Raw genomic sequence first — 15,742 nt, 5'->3', positions numbered from 1 at the left:
TTTTGGGTTTTATGCGCTCCAGCAAGGGGAATATAATAGTTGATAAAATTTAGAAGAGGTAACCTATGAATTCCAAAATTAACTATGATGAAATAACCATTCTGCGAACGAATTGCCAATTCATTTTTCCCTTTTCATGGGCTAAGGACTGCATTCAGGAGTTAACTGAGAAGCTCTTAGCCAACGGGTTTGAATTTTTTTCAATTGATAATGTTAACCAGCAAAATATATATTACGGGGAGAGCATTGATATCCCGCATAAACGATTAAATCATTATTTTATGCCCTACATAGAACAAATCTTATTCCCTGACAAATATAAAGAAAAAGCCATAAACCGTTATTCAAAGCCTTTAAATTTGAATTGCAGACTTGAGACTGCACACAATACATTTTCTATGAAAGTTCATTCAATTGATATCTACCTTTGTCCCTTCTCTATCGGCATGGTAACGATTCGAACAGACCCTTATAATACCAATGAAGATTTCTCTTTAAGTGATGCACTGGATTTTATGGATCATTTTCGCGTTCTAGAGCCCTCAATTACAGAAGAAAAAGGTACTGTTCTCTATACTGGGGAAAAGCGTTTTGACAAGACACAGGATTTTATCTTCAAGGACCTTTGCCCTTTCATCGTCCCCTTCATAGAAAAAAGCGAGAATAATCAATCAACTTATCTGGGCAGCCTCCCTTATTTTATTGATGAAAGGATGTTCGTATCCAGTTTTTTAACGGCTGCACCTGATGATCAAATAACAAATAACGATTTATTCAGAATCGGACACATGAATGGATATAAAGAAAAAAAACAGCCATACACCTCTGCAAGCAATCAAAAGTATATCGAAAAATACGTAAATGATCATGTTTATGACAGATGGTCCCCGGATAGTTTTCATATTATCAGCGACCATACATTTACTTGCATCAGCAGAGACACAAAAAATGAAAAACTCATTGCTGAAGAAATGTATGGCCAGCTTTATTACAACATGATTTTGCACATATTTTATAAAATTGTCCTTTTAAAGCTTTCATACAGCTATTCACAGCTCTATATTGACCAAAAACAAGATAAAATGGACAAACTGATTCGATCGATCGCCAATTTTACCGCCAAATATATTTTTTCTGAAATCAGCAGCCGGACTGAAGGACAAGAGCTTTCTGTTATGATGAAAGATCGTTTTAAAATCGGAACCCTTTACAAAGAGGTAAAAAACACAATGGATAGTCTTTATCAAAACCAGGAAAAGCTTGCCAGCAAACGCCATAATTCTCTTTTGCTGATCTTAACGACCTATACCGTTATCTCCGGTATTTACGGAATGAATCTGGTGATTGAAGACTGGCGGGGAAAAATTGAGTGGAGCAAGCTTGCCGGTTATTCTGTTTTTGAATATATTTCGCTCGTTGTCGCTTTATCAGGTATTGCTGTGGGAAGTGTGCTTGCGGGGATAGCAATTATGAGACTGCTTAAAGACTACTTTGATAAGGGAAAATCTGAAAACCTCGACTGAGTAATGCCGAGGCTATTTTCTATATTACTTAATAAAAACCCCCTTCTCCACGTTCTAGTATTAATTGTTTAGCTTTTCTACTACGGTAAATGGATAGAACAGCAAAATAGTTGTTTAAAAAAGACGGTATGAATTGGAATTTCATATCGTCTTTTCTATTGTTTTGTATAATAAAGGAAAGAACATTTCGATATTCAAAAAATTAAAACTTGGTCAGTATTAACTGAACCTGAATGAATATTAAAGCAAGAAACGACTTCTAAATGTTGGAGCTCCCTTACTCGCCACCATCGTGGAGAAAAATAACTCATGCTTATCAAAATAATCGAACCAGATAATGGTTCCATCTACAAACCTTTCATCTGCTTTTTGTTCGCAAATTAGCTTTAATTCCTCTAAATGTTCATCGATTAACTTCTCAAGTAAATCAAATTTATCTAAGTAATGTGAATAGACTGTTCTTCTTCCGACGTTCGCTCGATCGGCAATATCTTGAATCGTGATGTGGTCAAAATTCTTTTCAACCATCAACTCAATAAATGCTGTCTTAATCGCCGTCTGTGGTCTACAGTTTCATCGACGATAGAATGCACCTTTTATCTTTGTGTATAAGAGTATGCCAAGATAAGTGGTTAAGGGCTTGACATAGAGCCTCTGTGGGAATGATCGGTCTTGAAAGGCTGAAGCAAATGTTTCATCATCCGAGCCTATCATACCCACTCTGTCACTTTGACCGATAATTTGCGTTTAAGAATGGCTGCGAACGTATCTATGTAGAAAAAATTACTGGCACGACAACAAAGAATAGAAATGAGCTAAAAAAGTTATTAGAAAATGTGAGACCTTGAGATACAGTGATGGTAACAAAAATAAATCGTTTGGCCAGATCGATTATTGATTTAAATAAAATTATAGAAACACTGCAAGAAAAAAAGTTCATATCTATTTTATCAAAGATATTCTATCTTTTAAGGTCAATGATACAGCAAACCCTCTAAAATCTTTATTATTCAATGTATTAGGTTCTTTTGCGCAGTTTGAGAGAGATATAATAGTTGAACGAACATCTGAAGGCAGAGAAAGAGCTATATTTAAAGGTAAACACATGGGTCATCCTTCACAACCGAGAAAGAATATAGAAGAAGCATTACGATTATATAATAGTAGAAACACGAATGGATTAAGTGTGAAAGACATTGTGAAACTCACTAGTGTTCCTAAAGCAACTTTATATGTGGAAATTAGAAAGAAACGTGCAAACAACCTAGAATAGTTGTTGCACGTTTTGAATGTCTCAAAGGTCTTTTACGAAGCCATGATGATCTAAATTCATATCATTTAATCGTTAACTCCATATCAAGGGTTATGAAATCCTGCGAATAAGCGAGTATTCGTGAGAAAATCGTATTTAACTGAGGGAGTTGAAGAAGTTCACAGATTAAAACCAGGTTATGTAAATACTCTATTGCTGCACACTTTTACTTTTGTCCCAATACCAGATTGCATAAAGAGTATCCTTATTCAATCTATGACCGCATAGTTTTAAAGTTTGTATTAGATTGCCGTTGGTATAGGATGAACTCGGGATTGATAAAAACTACTTTGGCTTCAAAAGGGAGGGTAACTCCTATATTCTGAAGCAACTGGCGAAGCAGAGATTCACTTCGGTTCAATTGGTGAAGTGGATTATTTGAACTGAACTCTAATTGCTAGACAAACCAAACAATTAGAGTGCAGTTTTTCTATGGCCAAATTTCCTTGGAATCTAAAGTAAAGGCAGTTTTAGCTTATTTAGAGAGGATCGAGTCTTTTCGAACAGTGGCCAATTCTTTAGAAATAGCCCGCCATATCGACTGCTGTTCCACACGATCTTATGCCAGAATCCCTCCATCAATGACATAATGGCTTCCTGTGATGAAAGAAGCATTATCTGAAGCTAAAAACAAAACAAGTTCTGCAATTTCATCTGGCTGAGCATAGCGCTTCATCGGTACCTTCGCCAAAGCTTTTTCTCTCACCAGTTTCGCATGCTCTGGTGCTTTGGCCTCCTCAATGGCCTGCATCATCCGGGTGTCGACATATCCAGGGCAGATTGCATTCACGCGAACCCCCATTTCTGCTGATTCTAAGGATGCTGTTTTGGTCAATCCGATCACTGCATGTTTTGAGGCAGAATAGGGAGCCAAGCCGACGGAGCCTCTTAACCCCGTAATGGATGCCATATTAATGATACTTCCTGATCTTTGCTCCATCATGATAGCCATAACATGCTTTAAACCCAAAAAGACACCTTTTATATTGACATTCAGAACCTTATCAAAATCCTCGGAAGATGTTTCTATAATAGAAGCAATCTTTCCTTCTATTCCTGCATTATTAAAGAAAACGTCAATTTTTCCGTACTTCTTCTTAATTTGCAGAACAAAATTCTCTACTTGCTCTTCACTTGTCACATCAGCAGTTTGAAGAAAATAATCCTCTAACTCCAGTTCTTTAGTAAGCGACTCTAGTGCTTGGGGATTCAAATCGACTAACGCCAGTTTCGCTCCGTGTTTGGCAAATAAATGAGCGGTCTCCTTGCCAATTCCCCCTGCAGCCCCTGTGATTAATACGACTTTTCCTGCAAAATCCATTATTCTTCCTCCTTGAGCAAAGTTTTTTCTGTTGCATGTATCAAGTCCCTATTCATTAGGAAACAGATGATGCCTCCCCTATATCAGCCAAATTGATTTTATTCTTGTTTCGATCAGGATAAACAAAGATCGTAAATAGCAATGAGATAATTAGGATGATTGAAGAGACCATCAGAAAAGAATAATTAAACCCTTGAATCACATTATCTTTTCCGGCAAATTCAATAATAAATCCGGTAGCAATCGAGCTTATAGCCGCTGCAATATTCTGAAAAGCTACGATCACCCCAGAGAGGGTGGATGTACGTTCGGGAAGCTGATGGCTCATAATGATGTGAGATGTTGTAAGGATAATGAATGAAAAGCCATGTGCCAACCCAATAGCGATAACAGCCCACACCGCTGAGTGAATGAAGAAGAGTGATCCAAAAATCAGGGCACTGGTCATCATTCCACTTCCTGTTACCCACACCCGTGCAGCACGAAGATTTTGTGTTTTCTTAAATACGCGGTCAGAAATTGTTGCCATTGTTATCGCCGTCATCACCGATATCGCTCCGACCATTAACGTGGAATACGCCATTCCCATTTCAGAGATTTGAACCACTTTCACGAAGTATAAAGGCATCCAAATCTGCATCCAAGTCGACAGGAAAAAGAATCCAGCCGTGGCAAATAAGGTTAGTAAGCATGTCCGTGACAACAAAACCGAGTATAATTCTGACCAAGTGACTTTACTTTTTTGGCTGGCGACGGGCTTCTCTTCTACTTCTTGTAGCTTTGGACTTCGCTTAGGGATTACGATAATCCACACGACTAACAGAAGTAAACTGAATAGTCCCGTAATGGCAAACGTATGCCTCCAACCTACGATTTGAATCAGGGCCACTATCAATGGGGCAACAGCATAAGCTCCAACCGTTGAACCGGTGGTGAAAATGGTAGTCGCCCGGGCCCGCATATGCGGTGGGAAGTAAGAAAACAATTGGTTAAGGGCTGCAGGAGCGTACCCTCCTTCAGCGAAGCCAAGCAAAAAGCGATACAAAAGAAGCGTCGAAAACCCTGCGATCACATATCCTCCAAACTGGAGGATAGACCATGCCAAAAGCATAATACTTATCATTTTCTTGGCTCCGATTTTATCCGTAAGGGCTCCCACTAAGATCGCGGCCAAGGGAAATATCCAGAAAAAACTACTTCCAATAATTCCCCATTGTCCATAAGACAAACCCAATTCCTTCATCAAAGGACCAGCAGCAAACCCGACAATACTCTTGTCAGCAAAGTTAATCAGAAAGCCGAAAAATAGCATGGCCAAAACAGCCCAGCGCATAAGCATTCCCCCATATCTATGGATATAAATGTTTCAGCTTAAAAACCTTGATTCTCAATTTATAAAGAAATGCACAACACCGGGTAATTAGCTATAAATGTGTGACAACGGTTTCATACAGAAGCTTACAATAAACAAGGACAAGCGGGCATACGCGAACCTTCTTCCCATATACCTGTCTAGCAGAGAATCAGATACCGTATCAAAAACAAACGGCAATTGGCTTTCCACTCCCATTAATTAGGCAAAACGAAATTTAAATGTATCGATAATCCATTAAATCTGTACGGAAATCATTTTTGTGTCTAAATAGTCATCTAAGCCATACTTTCCGCCTTCTCGACCTAACCCGCTTTCTTTTACACCGCCAAATGGCGCTTGGACTGCAAAGGGAATAGCATCATTCACTCCGACCATGCCATAATCAAGTTTTTCAGAAACGCGATACATGCGGGAAAGATCTTTCGTATAAAAATAAGAGGCAAGTCCATATTCAATGTTATTCGCTCTTTCGATCACTTCTTCCTCACTGCGGAACCTTAGGAGTGGAATGACGGGTCCGAACGTTTCTTCCCTGGTAATCAGCATATTATCCGTAACATCCGCCAAAACAGTTGGGGCATAAAAATATCCATTGGAGTAGCTTCCACCCGACAGCCTTTTGCCACCGTTAAGTACACAAGCTCCGAGGCGAACGGCATCATCAACTTGCTCTTGTACCTTTCCAATGGCTTCTTCATATACTAATGGCCCCATTTCATTTTGTTCATCCAGTCCGTTACCTACTTTGATGTTTTGGACTTTCCCTTTCAACTTTTCGGCAAATTCCGAATAAATTCCTTCCTGCACATAAACCCGATTCGGGCAAACGCATTGTTGGCCATTTGAACCAAATTTACTTCCCACTAAGCCTTCAACAGCCAAGTCGATGTCAGCATCATTAAAAACGATAAAAGGAGCATGGCCCCCTAATTCCATCGATACACGCTTAACGGTTTGTGCAGACTGGGCAATGAGAACTTTCCCCACTTCCGTTGAACCAGTAAAGGAAATTTTCTTTACGATTTTGCTGTTCATGAGCGTGTTGGCTATAGGACCAGATTGCCCGATGACGAGATTAGCCACTCCTTTCGGCATACCAATTTCATCAAAGATTTTAAATAACGCAACTGAAGACAACGGAGCTTCTTTCGAAGGCTTCAGTATTACTGTACACCCGGTAGCTAGGGCTGGCCCCAACTTTCTGGCTGCCATGGACAACGGAAAATTCCAAGGAGTAATGGCCCCTACAACACCGACAGGTTGACGAATCACCTGAAGGCGTTTGTTGGCTGCAGATGGAGGAATGATTTCTCCGTAAATTCTGCGTGCCTCTTCGGCATACCATTGAAAGAAAGCCACGGTCGAAGCTACCTCTTGCCTGGCATGATGAATTGTTTTCCCCATTTCTTTTGTAATGATTTGAGCCATTTCTTCCTTCTTTTCCCGAAGTTTCTCGACAATCCGCCATAAATAGGAACTGCGCTGTTCTGCTGTGAATGCGGCCCATTGTGGAAACGCATTCTCTGCGGCCTGAATCGCCCAATTCGTCTCTTCTTCACCGGCAAAATAAACGGTATCCACCTTTTCCCCTGTAGCCGGGTTATTCACTTCAAATACCTGATCCGTTCTCAACCATTCACCATTGATATACATCATCAACACTCCCTCACGATCTTATATCTATCGGAAAAGCCGAACTAGGAATAGTCGACTTTTCCAGAATTAATGAAGCTTATCAGAATGCTACCATGAATGCTTCCTGCACATCTGCTTTCAAGCTATGGTGAGATTGGACTGTTCCTTTTTTCCATTCTCTATCCATATACTGTGTAGGATTTTGCCAACAGCCGATTTGGGCCATTTTTTCGAAATTCAATGACGCGAGGTACTTTGTAACGATCCAGCTTCTAGTTGCATCATTCGAGTATCTCCGCTTCCGTCACATCAGGATTTTTTGGAACGATACCCGATCCTATCACGGTTTCTCCGTGATAGGATCGGGTATTCAAAATACGATAGACACATTCAGGTACACCTTATCTGCGTAATACAGTCATTTAGGAAACCGTCTCGCTTGAGGGCGTGTATATTAAAGAAAATCCCTCGTAGCCTTTAGCCGCGACTTCGTCACATATCTTACGGTATTCCCCAACACCCCCGATATAAATGAGGAATCCACGTGGCTTATCTTTAATATTCGCGCCTGTGTACCAAGAGTCAACCTTAGTAAGGAGCGTGGATTCAGCCAACTCTTTGCAATGCTTACTCCAAGCCTCTTCTGCCTCCACCTTTGCCTCAATCGTTTCCACCTCATGCTCGCGAAGATACTCGATACAATCACCAATCCATTCAACATGCTGCTCAATAGATACAGGCACGTTGGATAGTACGGAAGGACTCTCTGGGCCTGTAATCATAAACATGTTCGGAAAACCGGCATTTGCGATACCGAGGTACGTCCTTGTTAGTGTTCCGTTAGCCCATTTCTCCTTTAGTGCCACCCCATCTTTACCACGGATATCGATCTTAAACAACGGTCCTGTCATCGCATCGTAGCCAGTAGCAAAAACAATGACATCCAGTTCATACTCCGCTTCCAAGGTTCTAAGCCCCTTGGGCGTGATCTCCACAATTGGTGCAGCCTTTACATCTACCAAGGTGACATTTTCACGGTTAAACGTCTCATAATAATTGGTGTCCAGGACTGGCCGTTTAGCGGAGTAGTAATGGGTTGGCTTCAGCTTCTCGGTCACCTTTGGGTCCTTTACGATTTCACCTATCTTAGAGCGGATAAATTCACTAGCAGTTTCGTTGGCTTCTCCGTTTACCAACAAGTCATTGTAAGTTTGGCTAAATCCCAATCCCCCTCTCTCCCAGACCTTTACGTATTCCCGCTGGCGTTCTTCTGGTGTATCTTCCAGCGCTGATTTATCATTGATCACCGTATGAAGATAGCCCATTTTGGACCAACGTATTTGTCTCTTAATCTCTTTGTAGTTTGCTTTAGTTTGACGTATGAACTCGGGGTCATACCGATAGTTTCTCGCTGGAGTACTGTACGCTGGGGTCCGCTGAAAGACAGTAAGGTGGCCTGCTTCTTCCGCAATGACTGGGATAGCCTGGATACCGCTTGAACCCGTACCGATCACACCGACACGCTTCCCCCTGAAGCCTACCTTTTCATGTGGCCAGTGTCCGGTGTGGTATGCCTCACCCTCGAAACTATCTAAGCCCTTAAAGTTGGGTATATTGGAGGCAGAGAGGCAGCCTACACCTGTGATGAAGTACTTAGCAGTCAAGCTGGTGCCATCGTCCGTTTGGATCCTCCATCTATTATTGACTTCGTCGTAATGAGCAGACGTAATGCGTGTATTGAATTGGATGTCACGGCGCAAGTTAAACTTATCTGCCACGTAATTAAGGTAATTTAATATTTCAGCCTGTTCTGGAAATCTAGAAGTCCATGTCCATTCCTGAAGTAGCTCATCAGAGAAAGTATAATTATAAATGATGCTCTCTGAGTCGCATCGCGCTCCAGGATAACGATTCGCATACCATACACCCCCGACATCAGATGCGGCCTCAAAAGCACGGGTGGAAAATCCGGCCTCTCGTAATCGATATAGCATGTACAACCCCGAAAAACCTGCCCCGACAACGACTGCATCCAAGTTTATGCTTTGACTCGTTTTTGTCACTTTTTATTCCTCCCCATTAATTACAATTATGAAAAATCGTACTTATTATGAAAAGCCGAATGCAAGTGATGTGCTACTTGTTCAATTGCCTGCTTGCCTTTATCCATAATTCCCGCCATCCAGAAGAATCCGTGAATCATTCCTTCGTAGCAGATGTATTCTACCTGAATACTCGCTTGACGTAGCCGATTAGCATAGGCCAATCCCTCGTCACGAAGCGGGTCATACTCTGCCGTAATGACGAGTGCCGGGGGAAGTTTGCTTAGATCTTCGGCCTGCAGCGGTGCTGCGTAGAAGTTAAGCTTGTCTTCTTCTTCATTTAGATATTGACGAATAAACCATTCCATACTATCACGGGTGAGGAAATATCCCTCCCCATTCGTCTCGTACGATGACGTACTAAAAGAGAAATCCGTTACCGGATAGATCAAAATTTGTGCCACAAAAGTGAGTCCCTCTTGATCTTTTGTCTTCAGGGAGACGGAAGCAGCCAGGTTTCCACCAGCACTATCCCCACCGATGGCGATTCTCGTCGGATCTCCATTCCACTCTCTCGCATGATCGGCCACCCATCTTGCTGCTGCATAACAATCTTCGAGGGGGGTAGGGAACTTATATTCGGGAGACAGACGATAATCTACGGACACCACAATACACTCTGCCTGATTAGCCAGACTGCGGCAAGGTGAGTCTGCGTTATCAAGATCTCCAAAAACCCATCCTCCGCCATGAAGGTAGATAAAAATTGGAAATAGCCCTTCCCCTTCTGGTGTATACACCCTCACCTTGATTTCACCATTTTTCACGGGAATCAAGTACTCTTCTACCTTGGCGACCGGCTCTGCTGGACCTGCCAGTCTTCTCAGTTCCGCCGCTCTGACTCGGTTTTGCCCAGGTGTCAGAGCAGAGGTTGGTTCCCTTTCCCCTAACAGATCCAGGAATGCTTTCGCTTGAGGATCTAACATGATTGGACTAATCCCTCCTTTAAAGGTGTTATGAGTTAGCCTTTCCTGAAGCAAGTCCGGAAACTTCGTCCGTCACTTTGGTGATCACATCAGCCGGGATGAGAAACCGAGCGGAGGCGGGATCACTTTGCACTTCAACCACAATGCTTTGAAGTAAATCCGGGTCGATGGTAAATTCAGCAAAGGTATCAGGCAGCCCGATTTGGTGCCGCAGATCACGGATTAATCCGATCACCTCCGTCAAGCACTCTTGAGGATTAGAAGACGGTTTTACAATTCCCAGTGCTTCGGCAAACCGCTTAATCTTCGGCAAATATAAGGAAGGCAGGGCAGCCATCATGTTCGGCAGGAGCACTGAATTGGCCAGGCCGTGCGGAATTCTAAACTTGGCCCCAAATATATGAGCCATGTTATGCACCGGAACTCCATTGTTACCAAAGCCGAATGCAGTAATTGCCATCGCACTTGCAATCAGCATGTTGGCCCTGGCTTCCAGATTAGATCCCTCCTTAACTGCGATCGGCAGATTCTCTACAATCAACTGGATTGAATGCAGAGCATAAGAATCCGTAAACGGGGTGGCTGTTGTTGAGAAATAACCTTCTACCGCATGCGTCAAGGCATCAAATCCCGTAAAGGCCGTTATCTTCGGCGGCAATCCAACTGTCAACTCGGGATCCAAGATAGCCATGTCGGCATTGAGAAACGGAGTCCTAAGCACTACTTTCAAGCCGAGTTTTTCATTAAAAATGACAGCCATCGGCGATACTTCTGCACCCGTTCCCGCTGTGGTAGGAATCGCCACATGCGGGATGCCCATTGGTTGGGCTACCGGCGGAAATTCTCTGATACTGGTATGGAGAACTTCCTCCGTATCGTCATACCCTTTGTGCAGCATCCACTTGATGCCCTTTACAGCATCGAGAACACTTCCACCTCCAAGAGCAATCAAAGCGTCCGCCTGATGCTTTTTGAAAAACCGGACAGCCTTGGTGACATTTTCCGCTTTGGTATCCTGTTCGATCTCATCAAAGACACCAACAATCTCTACGTTCTCCTGTATTCTTTTAAACAGTCCAATGATTTGGGCAGCAACGCCTGCCTGGATTAATCCCTTATCCGTAAACAGGATGGCCCGCTTTCCGCCTAACCCTTGAATCATCTGCGGAAGTAAGCTTCTTGACCCCGCTCCGCTGAATATGGATGTTCTTAAATGAAATTCAGAAAAAGAACTAATCATTTCCACCACCTGCTTTCTGAAAATATGAATTCATTCGAATAGAAAATGACTTTTATCATTCCTAAACTTTCATGGCTTTCACCATCGTAACCGCTTACAATATTGATAATAAGCTAATTTTTTCGAATGTTATATCCCCTAAAAATAGGGGGTACTTCCCCATTAAGCTTCTCTTCCGCTCCTCGATTATTTATAGATGATTCACCCTTTACCTTATTGTCATCAATAAAATTGTACAGAAAGTGTAATATTACACTGAAATTAAATTATTAATAACAGGGGCTATAGGGTTTATAATTAAATGATTATTATGTATAATATGAATATTTAGATAAAATAGAGGAGATCAATCCATGCTTAGTACAGCCATAAAAAAGCAAATTCAATCCATTGAGTCAGCTCGTTCCCTTGATGAAAAGCAAATCCTTGCCGTTCGGGGATTTATGGATCTTTTCCAATTTTCTCGTGTGGGTCTCTATTTCTATTCGACTTTAAGCAAAATCGGTGAAGGTATTTTGCGAATCGATAAACATGGGGTATCTTCCTTAAGGGAATGGCGAGAAGATGTTAGAAACATGCCGCCCATCTATTCGGCCATTCAAGAGAGAAAGCCAAAACATGTGGATTCTCAATTAATTCACCAATTACCGAAAAAATACACCAATGGTATGAAAACTGAAATTCTAGTAGTTCCCCTTAGCCATGGCTCACACGTAGTTGGCTATGCCTGTATGGGGAGTACCGATTCCTTTACCGTTAGAGATATCCTTCTTCACTCTCTAGATATATATGGGCAACATTTAGGACAAGTATTTGGAGATGATGACTACTCCCGAGACCCCAAAAGACTTAGCAAGCGGGAAATTGAAGTATTGCAGAAAATGTCTTGGGGAGAAAGCACGAAGGAAATGGCTGTATCCCTTGGGATTAGCGAATTTACCGTCCAGGATTATGTCCGAACCGCCATTCGAAAACTCGGGGGACTCAATCGAGTGCAGGGAGTGGCCGAAGCTTTGCGGAGAGGGATCATACAATAAAAATGCCTCACCAACTACAAAACTCTCCTTCCCCGAAAGAGAATACGATTTAATAATCCTGTCGGTAGCACAGACCAGCCAATTCTTATAAAATTACGTTTAAATAGGCTTGGTGACAGGGTTTCTGCTATGAACCGCAAAGTAATCCTCCAGTTAAGAATCATTTTTGTTAATCTTGAATGACTAGTCACCAAAAAGATTCCAAAAAACCTTTACAATAAAGATACCTCTATTAAAATTAAAAAATACAAGTATATTGGAGGTTACATATGATTATCGGATATGCACGTGTCTCTACTATTGACCAAAACTTAAATCGGCAAATTATTATACTTACTGAATATGGTTGTGAAAAAAGTCTTTTCGTATTTTAATGAACGGTGAAAACTGCATTTTGTATGGGTAATAAAACTGTTCACAAAAGTGTATTTTTGCGAACGGGGTTCAAGGGATCCTTATCATTTCTCTTCGCCTCACTAGCTTAGACAACTAAAAGGAATCACTTTTACGCTCATTAAAAATAACCTCTTTTGACCTATATCCAAGGAGATTAAGAATGGGAAGGGAACAAATAATGAAGTTGTACCATCAAGGATATTCATACTAATACTCACTCATTATAAAAATGGTTGCTATAGAAAAGGCTTCGTTTACGGACTATAAAAAATAATCCCTATCAGGGGTCTCACCACATGCCCATCAACCTAAAAAATCAAAATCCCCCCAAAACGAAAATTCTATCCATTGTTGACTACTGATAATGTTGCGTTATGTGAACAAGACTTGAATAGGATATACATCATACTTTTGCCTAATTAGAATAAAATAGTAAAAAGAGATTGGAGGGATTTTATGAAGCTACTAGGACAACAAATTTATCTTCGACTTTACAAAACTTCTGATGCCAGCGAGTTAGCTAACTTACATACTAGAAATCGTGAATTTTTTCAACGAGTTTCCCCATTACTCCCAGAAGCCTTTTATACAGAAGAACATCAAAAAATACGCATTGAACAGGTATTAAAAAAGACAGATGAAGGGCAAGTATATGCTTTTGGAATCTTTTTAAAAGCAACTGATAAACTTATCGGAGACATTTCATTAACTCAAATTGTTAGGGGAAACGTCCAAAGCTGTTATACGGGATTTACTTTAGATAAGGAGTATAATGCAAAGGGCTATACAACAGAAGCTCTTCAACTTGTTGTAGACTTTGCTTTTAGAGAATTAAAACTACATAGAATTGAAGCAGGAGCTATGCCTGACAATATAGCATCTATTCGTGTATTAGAAAAAGTAGGGTTTAAAAAAGAAGGTATAGCTAAAGAAAATGTAAAGATTAATGGCAAATGGACAGATCATCAAGTATTAGCTATCATCAACAGCTTGGATGTGTAAGCTCATTTCACTCCCAATAACGAAGATTATGTAAATATATAAAGGTAACAGAAATAATTATTAAACGGCTATATGAGGCATCGCTACAACGCTATAAAGCTAAGGTTTTGCACTATCTATAAAGTAAAAAAGGCGTTATCCTTTCTGTAGAATTATACGAAAGGATGGCGTTTCTTTATGAATCTTTCGATTCTTGATGAACTTCAGCTGATTGCTGAAGAATTACAACGACATATGTCTCCTCATGTTCTAGAACACCTAGCCAAAGAAAAAGGATTCGTTCAGCGAAAGAGTAAATATCAAGCACAGGAGTTAGTTGCTTTATGTGTATGGCTTAGTCAACAGGTCGCAAGTACATCACTCACACAATTATGTAGCTGTCTTGAAGTATCTACAGGTGTTCTTATCAGTCCTGAAGGACTTAATCAACGATTTAATGTTTCCGCAGTACAGTTTTTTGAACAAGTTCTAGCTAACCTTCTAACTCAAAGAATCCATTCAACACAAGAAATGATTCATCAATATACTGCGATATTTAAGTGTATTCGGATTCTAGACTCTACAACATTTCAGCTTCCAGATAAGTTTTCTTCACATTATCAAGGTTCAGGTGGAAGTAGCCATACGGCAGGAGTTAAAATTCAATTGGAGTATGACCTATTGAGTGGAAAGTTCCTGCACGTTTATGTAGGAGAAGGAAGAGAAAATGATAAAACCTTTGGTTCAACAAGCCTACAAACCATTCAACCAAAAGACTTGTACATAAGAGATTTAGGCTATTTCGACTTACATGACTTACAGAAGATCCATGATAAAGGAGCTTACTATGTCTCACGTTTGAAATTAAATTCTCGAATCTATCGTAAGAATGATGAACCAGAGTATTTTCGAAATGGGACCGTGAAGAAAGGAACACTCTATATTCCATTGGACATGGAAGAACTCATGGATCAATTACATCCTGGTCAAACAATGGAAATTTCAGAAGCATACATTGGACAGTATCAAAAATTACCAGCTCGTGTTATTGTTCACAGATTAACAAAGGAACAAACAGAGAAAAGATTGAAAGAACAAGCCAAAAGAGAAAAAAAGAAAGGTATTACCTACAAAGAACGGAGTAAACGGTTAAGTGGAATAAACGTATATATTACAAATCTTTCTGCAGAAAACGTTCCAACGGAACATGTCCATGACCTCTATTCATTACGTTGGCAAATTGAAATTTTATTTAAAACATGGAAATCTTTCTTTCAAATTGACAAGTGCAAAGAAATCAAGAAAAAACGCTTAGAATGCCATTTATATGGAAAACTCATTAGTATTTTACTCTGTTCATCAACGATGTTTAAAATGCGTCAGTTACTCTTGGATAAGAAAAAGAAAGAGTTAAGTGAATATAAATCCATCTATATGATAAAGAATTATTATCTGTTGTTTTATGAAGGATTACAAAAGGACATCCATGAATTATTAAAAGTTTTGCTGCGTTTGTTTTATCTTTTAGAGAAAAATGGGCAAAAATCTCATCGGTACGAAAAGAAAACAGTCTTTGATATCTTAGGCGTTGTGTATAATTGTACGTTAGCTCAAAGTTTCAAAGTAGCATAATATTTTTTAAAGCACCTATTTAATAGGTTTATTTGTTATGCATATCTTTAGTATAGTCGTAGAAATTTAAAGAAATAACACTCATATGTACCCTCTTGGCACCCTTAGCTTGATGGCGATGGGGTCTCACCAACATTTCGCGAAAAACATACGCTAAGCAAAATTCGACTAGCAAATTCATCCACCGTAAACTAAAAATATAACATTAAAGTCGTTTAAATATTTAGTTAGGATCTTTCACAATCGTGCCCTTTAATTGAAT

The 15,742-nt window shown here is 40.3% G+C and carries 12 protein-coding genes and 2 pseudogenes; 6 read left to right on the top strand and 8 right to left on the bottom strand.

Going from position 1 to position 15,742, the window contains the following annotated elements:
- Window positions 1–65 precede the first annotated feature (65 nt).
- Window positions 66–1,523 (top strand): hypothetical protein, encoded by a 1,458-nt coding sequence (locus LIT25_12370; GenBank protein USK36000.1) that lies wholly within the window; start codon window positions 66–68, stop codon window positions 1,521–1,523.
- 240 nt (window positions 1,524–1,763) lie between these two features.
- On the opposite strand, the gene LIT25_12365 is transcribed toward LIT25_12370, so the two are convergent.
- Window positions 1,764–2,051: a TetR/AcrR family transcriptional regulator gene (locus tag LIT25_12365; protein ID USK36260.1), complete on the bottom strand. Its 288-nt coding sequence runs from the start codon at window positions 2,049–2,051 to the stop codon at window positions 1,764–1,766.
- Window positions 2,052–2,463: 412 nt separating this feature from the next.
- Between LIT25_12365 and LIT25_12360 the strand changes: the two genes are divergently transcribed.
- Entirely contained in the window at window positions 2,464–2,796 is a 333-nt protein-coding gene (locus tag LIT25_12360; protein ID USK36259.1) for a recombinase family protein, read from the top strand.
- A 292-nt stretch (window positions 2,797–3,088) separates the two neighbouring features.
- On the opposite strand, the pseudogene LIT25_12355 reads toward LIT25_12360, so the two are convergent.
- The 7 genes and pseudogenes from LIT25_12355 to LIT25_12325 all read right to left on the bottom strand — a co-directional run bounded on the left by LIT25_12355 (window position 3,089) and on the right by LIT25_12325 (window position 11,434).
- A pseudogene (locus LIT25_12355) lies at window positions 3,089–3,211 on the bottom strand (NERD domain-containing protein).
- Window positions 3,212–3,394: 183 nt separating this feature from the next.
- Complete coding sequence (locus tag LIT25_12350; protein USK35999.1) at window positions 3,395–4,156, bottom strand: SDR family oxidoreductase; 762 nt, start codon at window positions 4,154–4,156, stop codon at window positions 3,395–3,397.
- Window positions 4,157–4,211: 55 nt separating this feature from the next.
- On the bottom strand, window positions 4,212–5,489 hold the full coding sequence (locus tag LIT25_12345) for an MFS transporter (protein ID USK35998.1): 1,278 nt from the start codon (window positions 5,487–5,489) through the stop codon (window positions 4,212–4,214).
- Window positions 5,490–5,765: 276 nt separating this feature from the next.
- Entirely contained in the window at window positions 5,766–7,184 is a 1,419-nt protein-coding gene (locus LIT25_12340; GenBank protein USK36258.1) for an NAD-dependent succinate-semialdehyde dehydrogenase, read from the bottom strand.
- Between the two features lie 404 nt (window positions 7,185–7,588).
- Window positions 7,589–9,229, bottom strand: coding sequence for an NAD(P)/FAD-dependent oxidoreductase (locus tag LIT25_12335; protein ID USK35997.1), 1,641 nt, complete (start codon window positions 9,227–9,229; stop codon window positions 7,589–7,591).
- A gap of 26 nt (window positions 9,230–9,255) precedes the next feature.
- Entirely contained in the window at window positions 9,256–10,194 is a 939-nt protein-coding gene (locus LIT25_12330) for an alpha/beta hydrolase (protein ID USK35996.1), read from the bottom strand.
- A gap of 28 nt (window positions 10,195–10,222) precedes the next feature.
- Window positions 10,223–11,434, bottom strand: coding sequence for an iron-containing alcohol dehydrogenase (locus LIT25_12325; protein ID USK35995.1), 1,212 nt, complete (start codon window positions 11,432–11,434; stop codon window positions 10,223–10,225).
- A gap of 353 nt (window positions 11,435–11,787) precedes the next feature.
- On the opposite strand from LIT25_12325, the gene LIT25_12320 reads away from it, so the two are divergent.
- The 4 genes and pseudogenes from LIT25_12320 to LIT25_12305 all read left to right on the top strand — a co-directional run bounded on the left by LIT25_12320 (window position 11,788) and on the right by LIT25_12305 (window position 15,480).
- Entirely contained in the window at window positions 11,788–12,471 is a 684-nt protein-coding gene (locus LIT25_12320) for a LuxR C-terminal-related transcriptional regulator (protein ID USK35994.1), read from the top strand.
- A gap of 269 nt (window positions 12,472–12,740) precedes the next feature.
- A pseudogene (locus LIT25_12315) lies at window positions 12,741–12,827 on the top strand (recombinase family protein).
- Between the two features lie 496 nt (window positions 12,828–13,323).
- Window positions 13,324–13,869 carry a GNAT family N-acetyltransferase gene (locus LIT25_12310; protein USK35993.1) on the top strand — a complete coding sequence of 182 codons (546 nt, stop codon included), beginning with the start codon at window positions 13,324–13,326 and terminating at the stop codon, window positions 13,867–13,869.
- A 177-nt stretch (window positions 13,870–14,046) separates the two neighbouring features.
- A complete protein-coding gene (locus LIT25_12305) occupies window positions 14,047–15,480 on the top strand; it encodes an IS4 family transposase (protein USK35992.1) in 1,434 nt (477 codons plus the stop codon).
- The last annotated feature ends 262 nt before the right edge of the window (window positions 15,481–15,742 follow it).

The sequence above is a fragment of the Bacillus sp. F19 genome (assembly GCA_023823795.1).
Classification (GTDB): domain Bacteria; phylum Bacillota; class Bacilli; order Bacillales; family Bacillaceae; genus Bacillus_P.
This window is presented reverse-complemented; position numbering and strand designations above follow the sequence as displayed.

Excerpts from the sequence above, each read along its gene's own strand:
- LIT25_12330 (USK35996.1), bottom strand. The coding sequence starts at position 10,194 with ATGTTAGATCCTCAAGCGAAAGCATTCCTGGATCTGTTAGGGGAAAGG.
- LIT25_12325 (USK35995.1), bottom strand. The coding sequence starts at position 11,434 with ATGATTAGTTCTTTTTCTGAATTTCATTTAAGAACATCCATATTCAGC.
- LIT25_12365 (USK36260.1), bottom strand. The coding sequence starts at position 2,051 with ATGGTTGAAAAGAATTTTGACCACATCACGATTCAAGATATTGCCGAT.
- LIT25_12310 (USK35993.1), top strand. The coding sequence starts at position 13,324 with ATGAAGCTACTAGGACAACAAATTTATCTTCGACTTTACAAAACTTCT.
- LIT25_12350 (USK35999.1), bottom strand. The coding sequence starts at position 4,156 with ATGGATTTTGCAGGAAAAGTCGTATTAATCACAGGGGCTGCAGGGGGA.
- LIT25_12370 (USK36000.1), top strand. The coding sequence starts at position 66 with ATGAATTCCAAAATTAACTATGATGAAATAACCATTCTGCGAACGAAT.
- LIT25_12340 (USK36258.1), bottom strand. The coding sequence starts at position 7,184 with ATGTATATCAATGGTGAATGGTTGAGAACGGATCAGGTATTTGAAGTG.
- LIT25_12305 (USK35992.1), top strand. The coding sequence starts at position 14,047 with ATGAATCTTTCGATTCTTGATGAACTTCAGCTGATTGCTGAAGAATTA.
- LIT25_12345 (USK35998.1), bottom strand. The coding sequence starts at position 5,489 with ATGCGCTGGGCTGTTTTGGCCATGCTATTTTTCGGCTTTCTGATTAAC.
- LIT25_12320 (USK35994.1), top strand. The coding sequence starts at position 11,788 with ATGCTTAGTACAGCCATAAAAAAGCAAATTCAATCCATTGAGTCAGCT.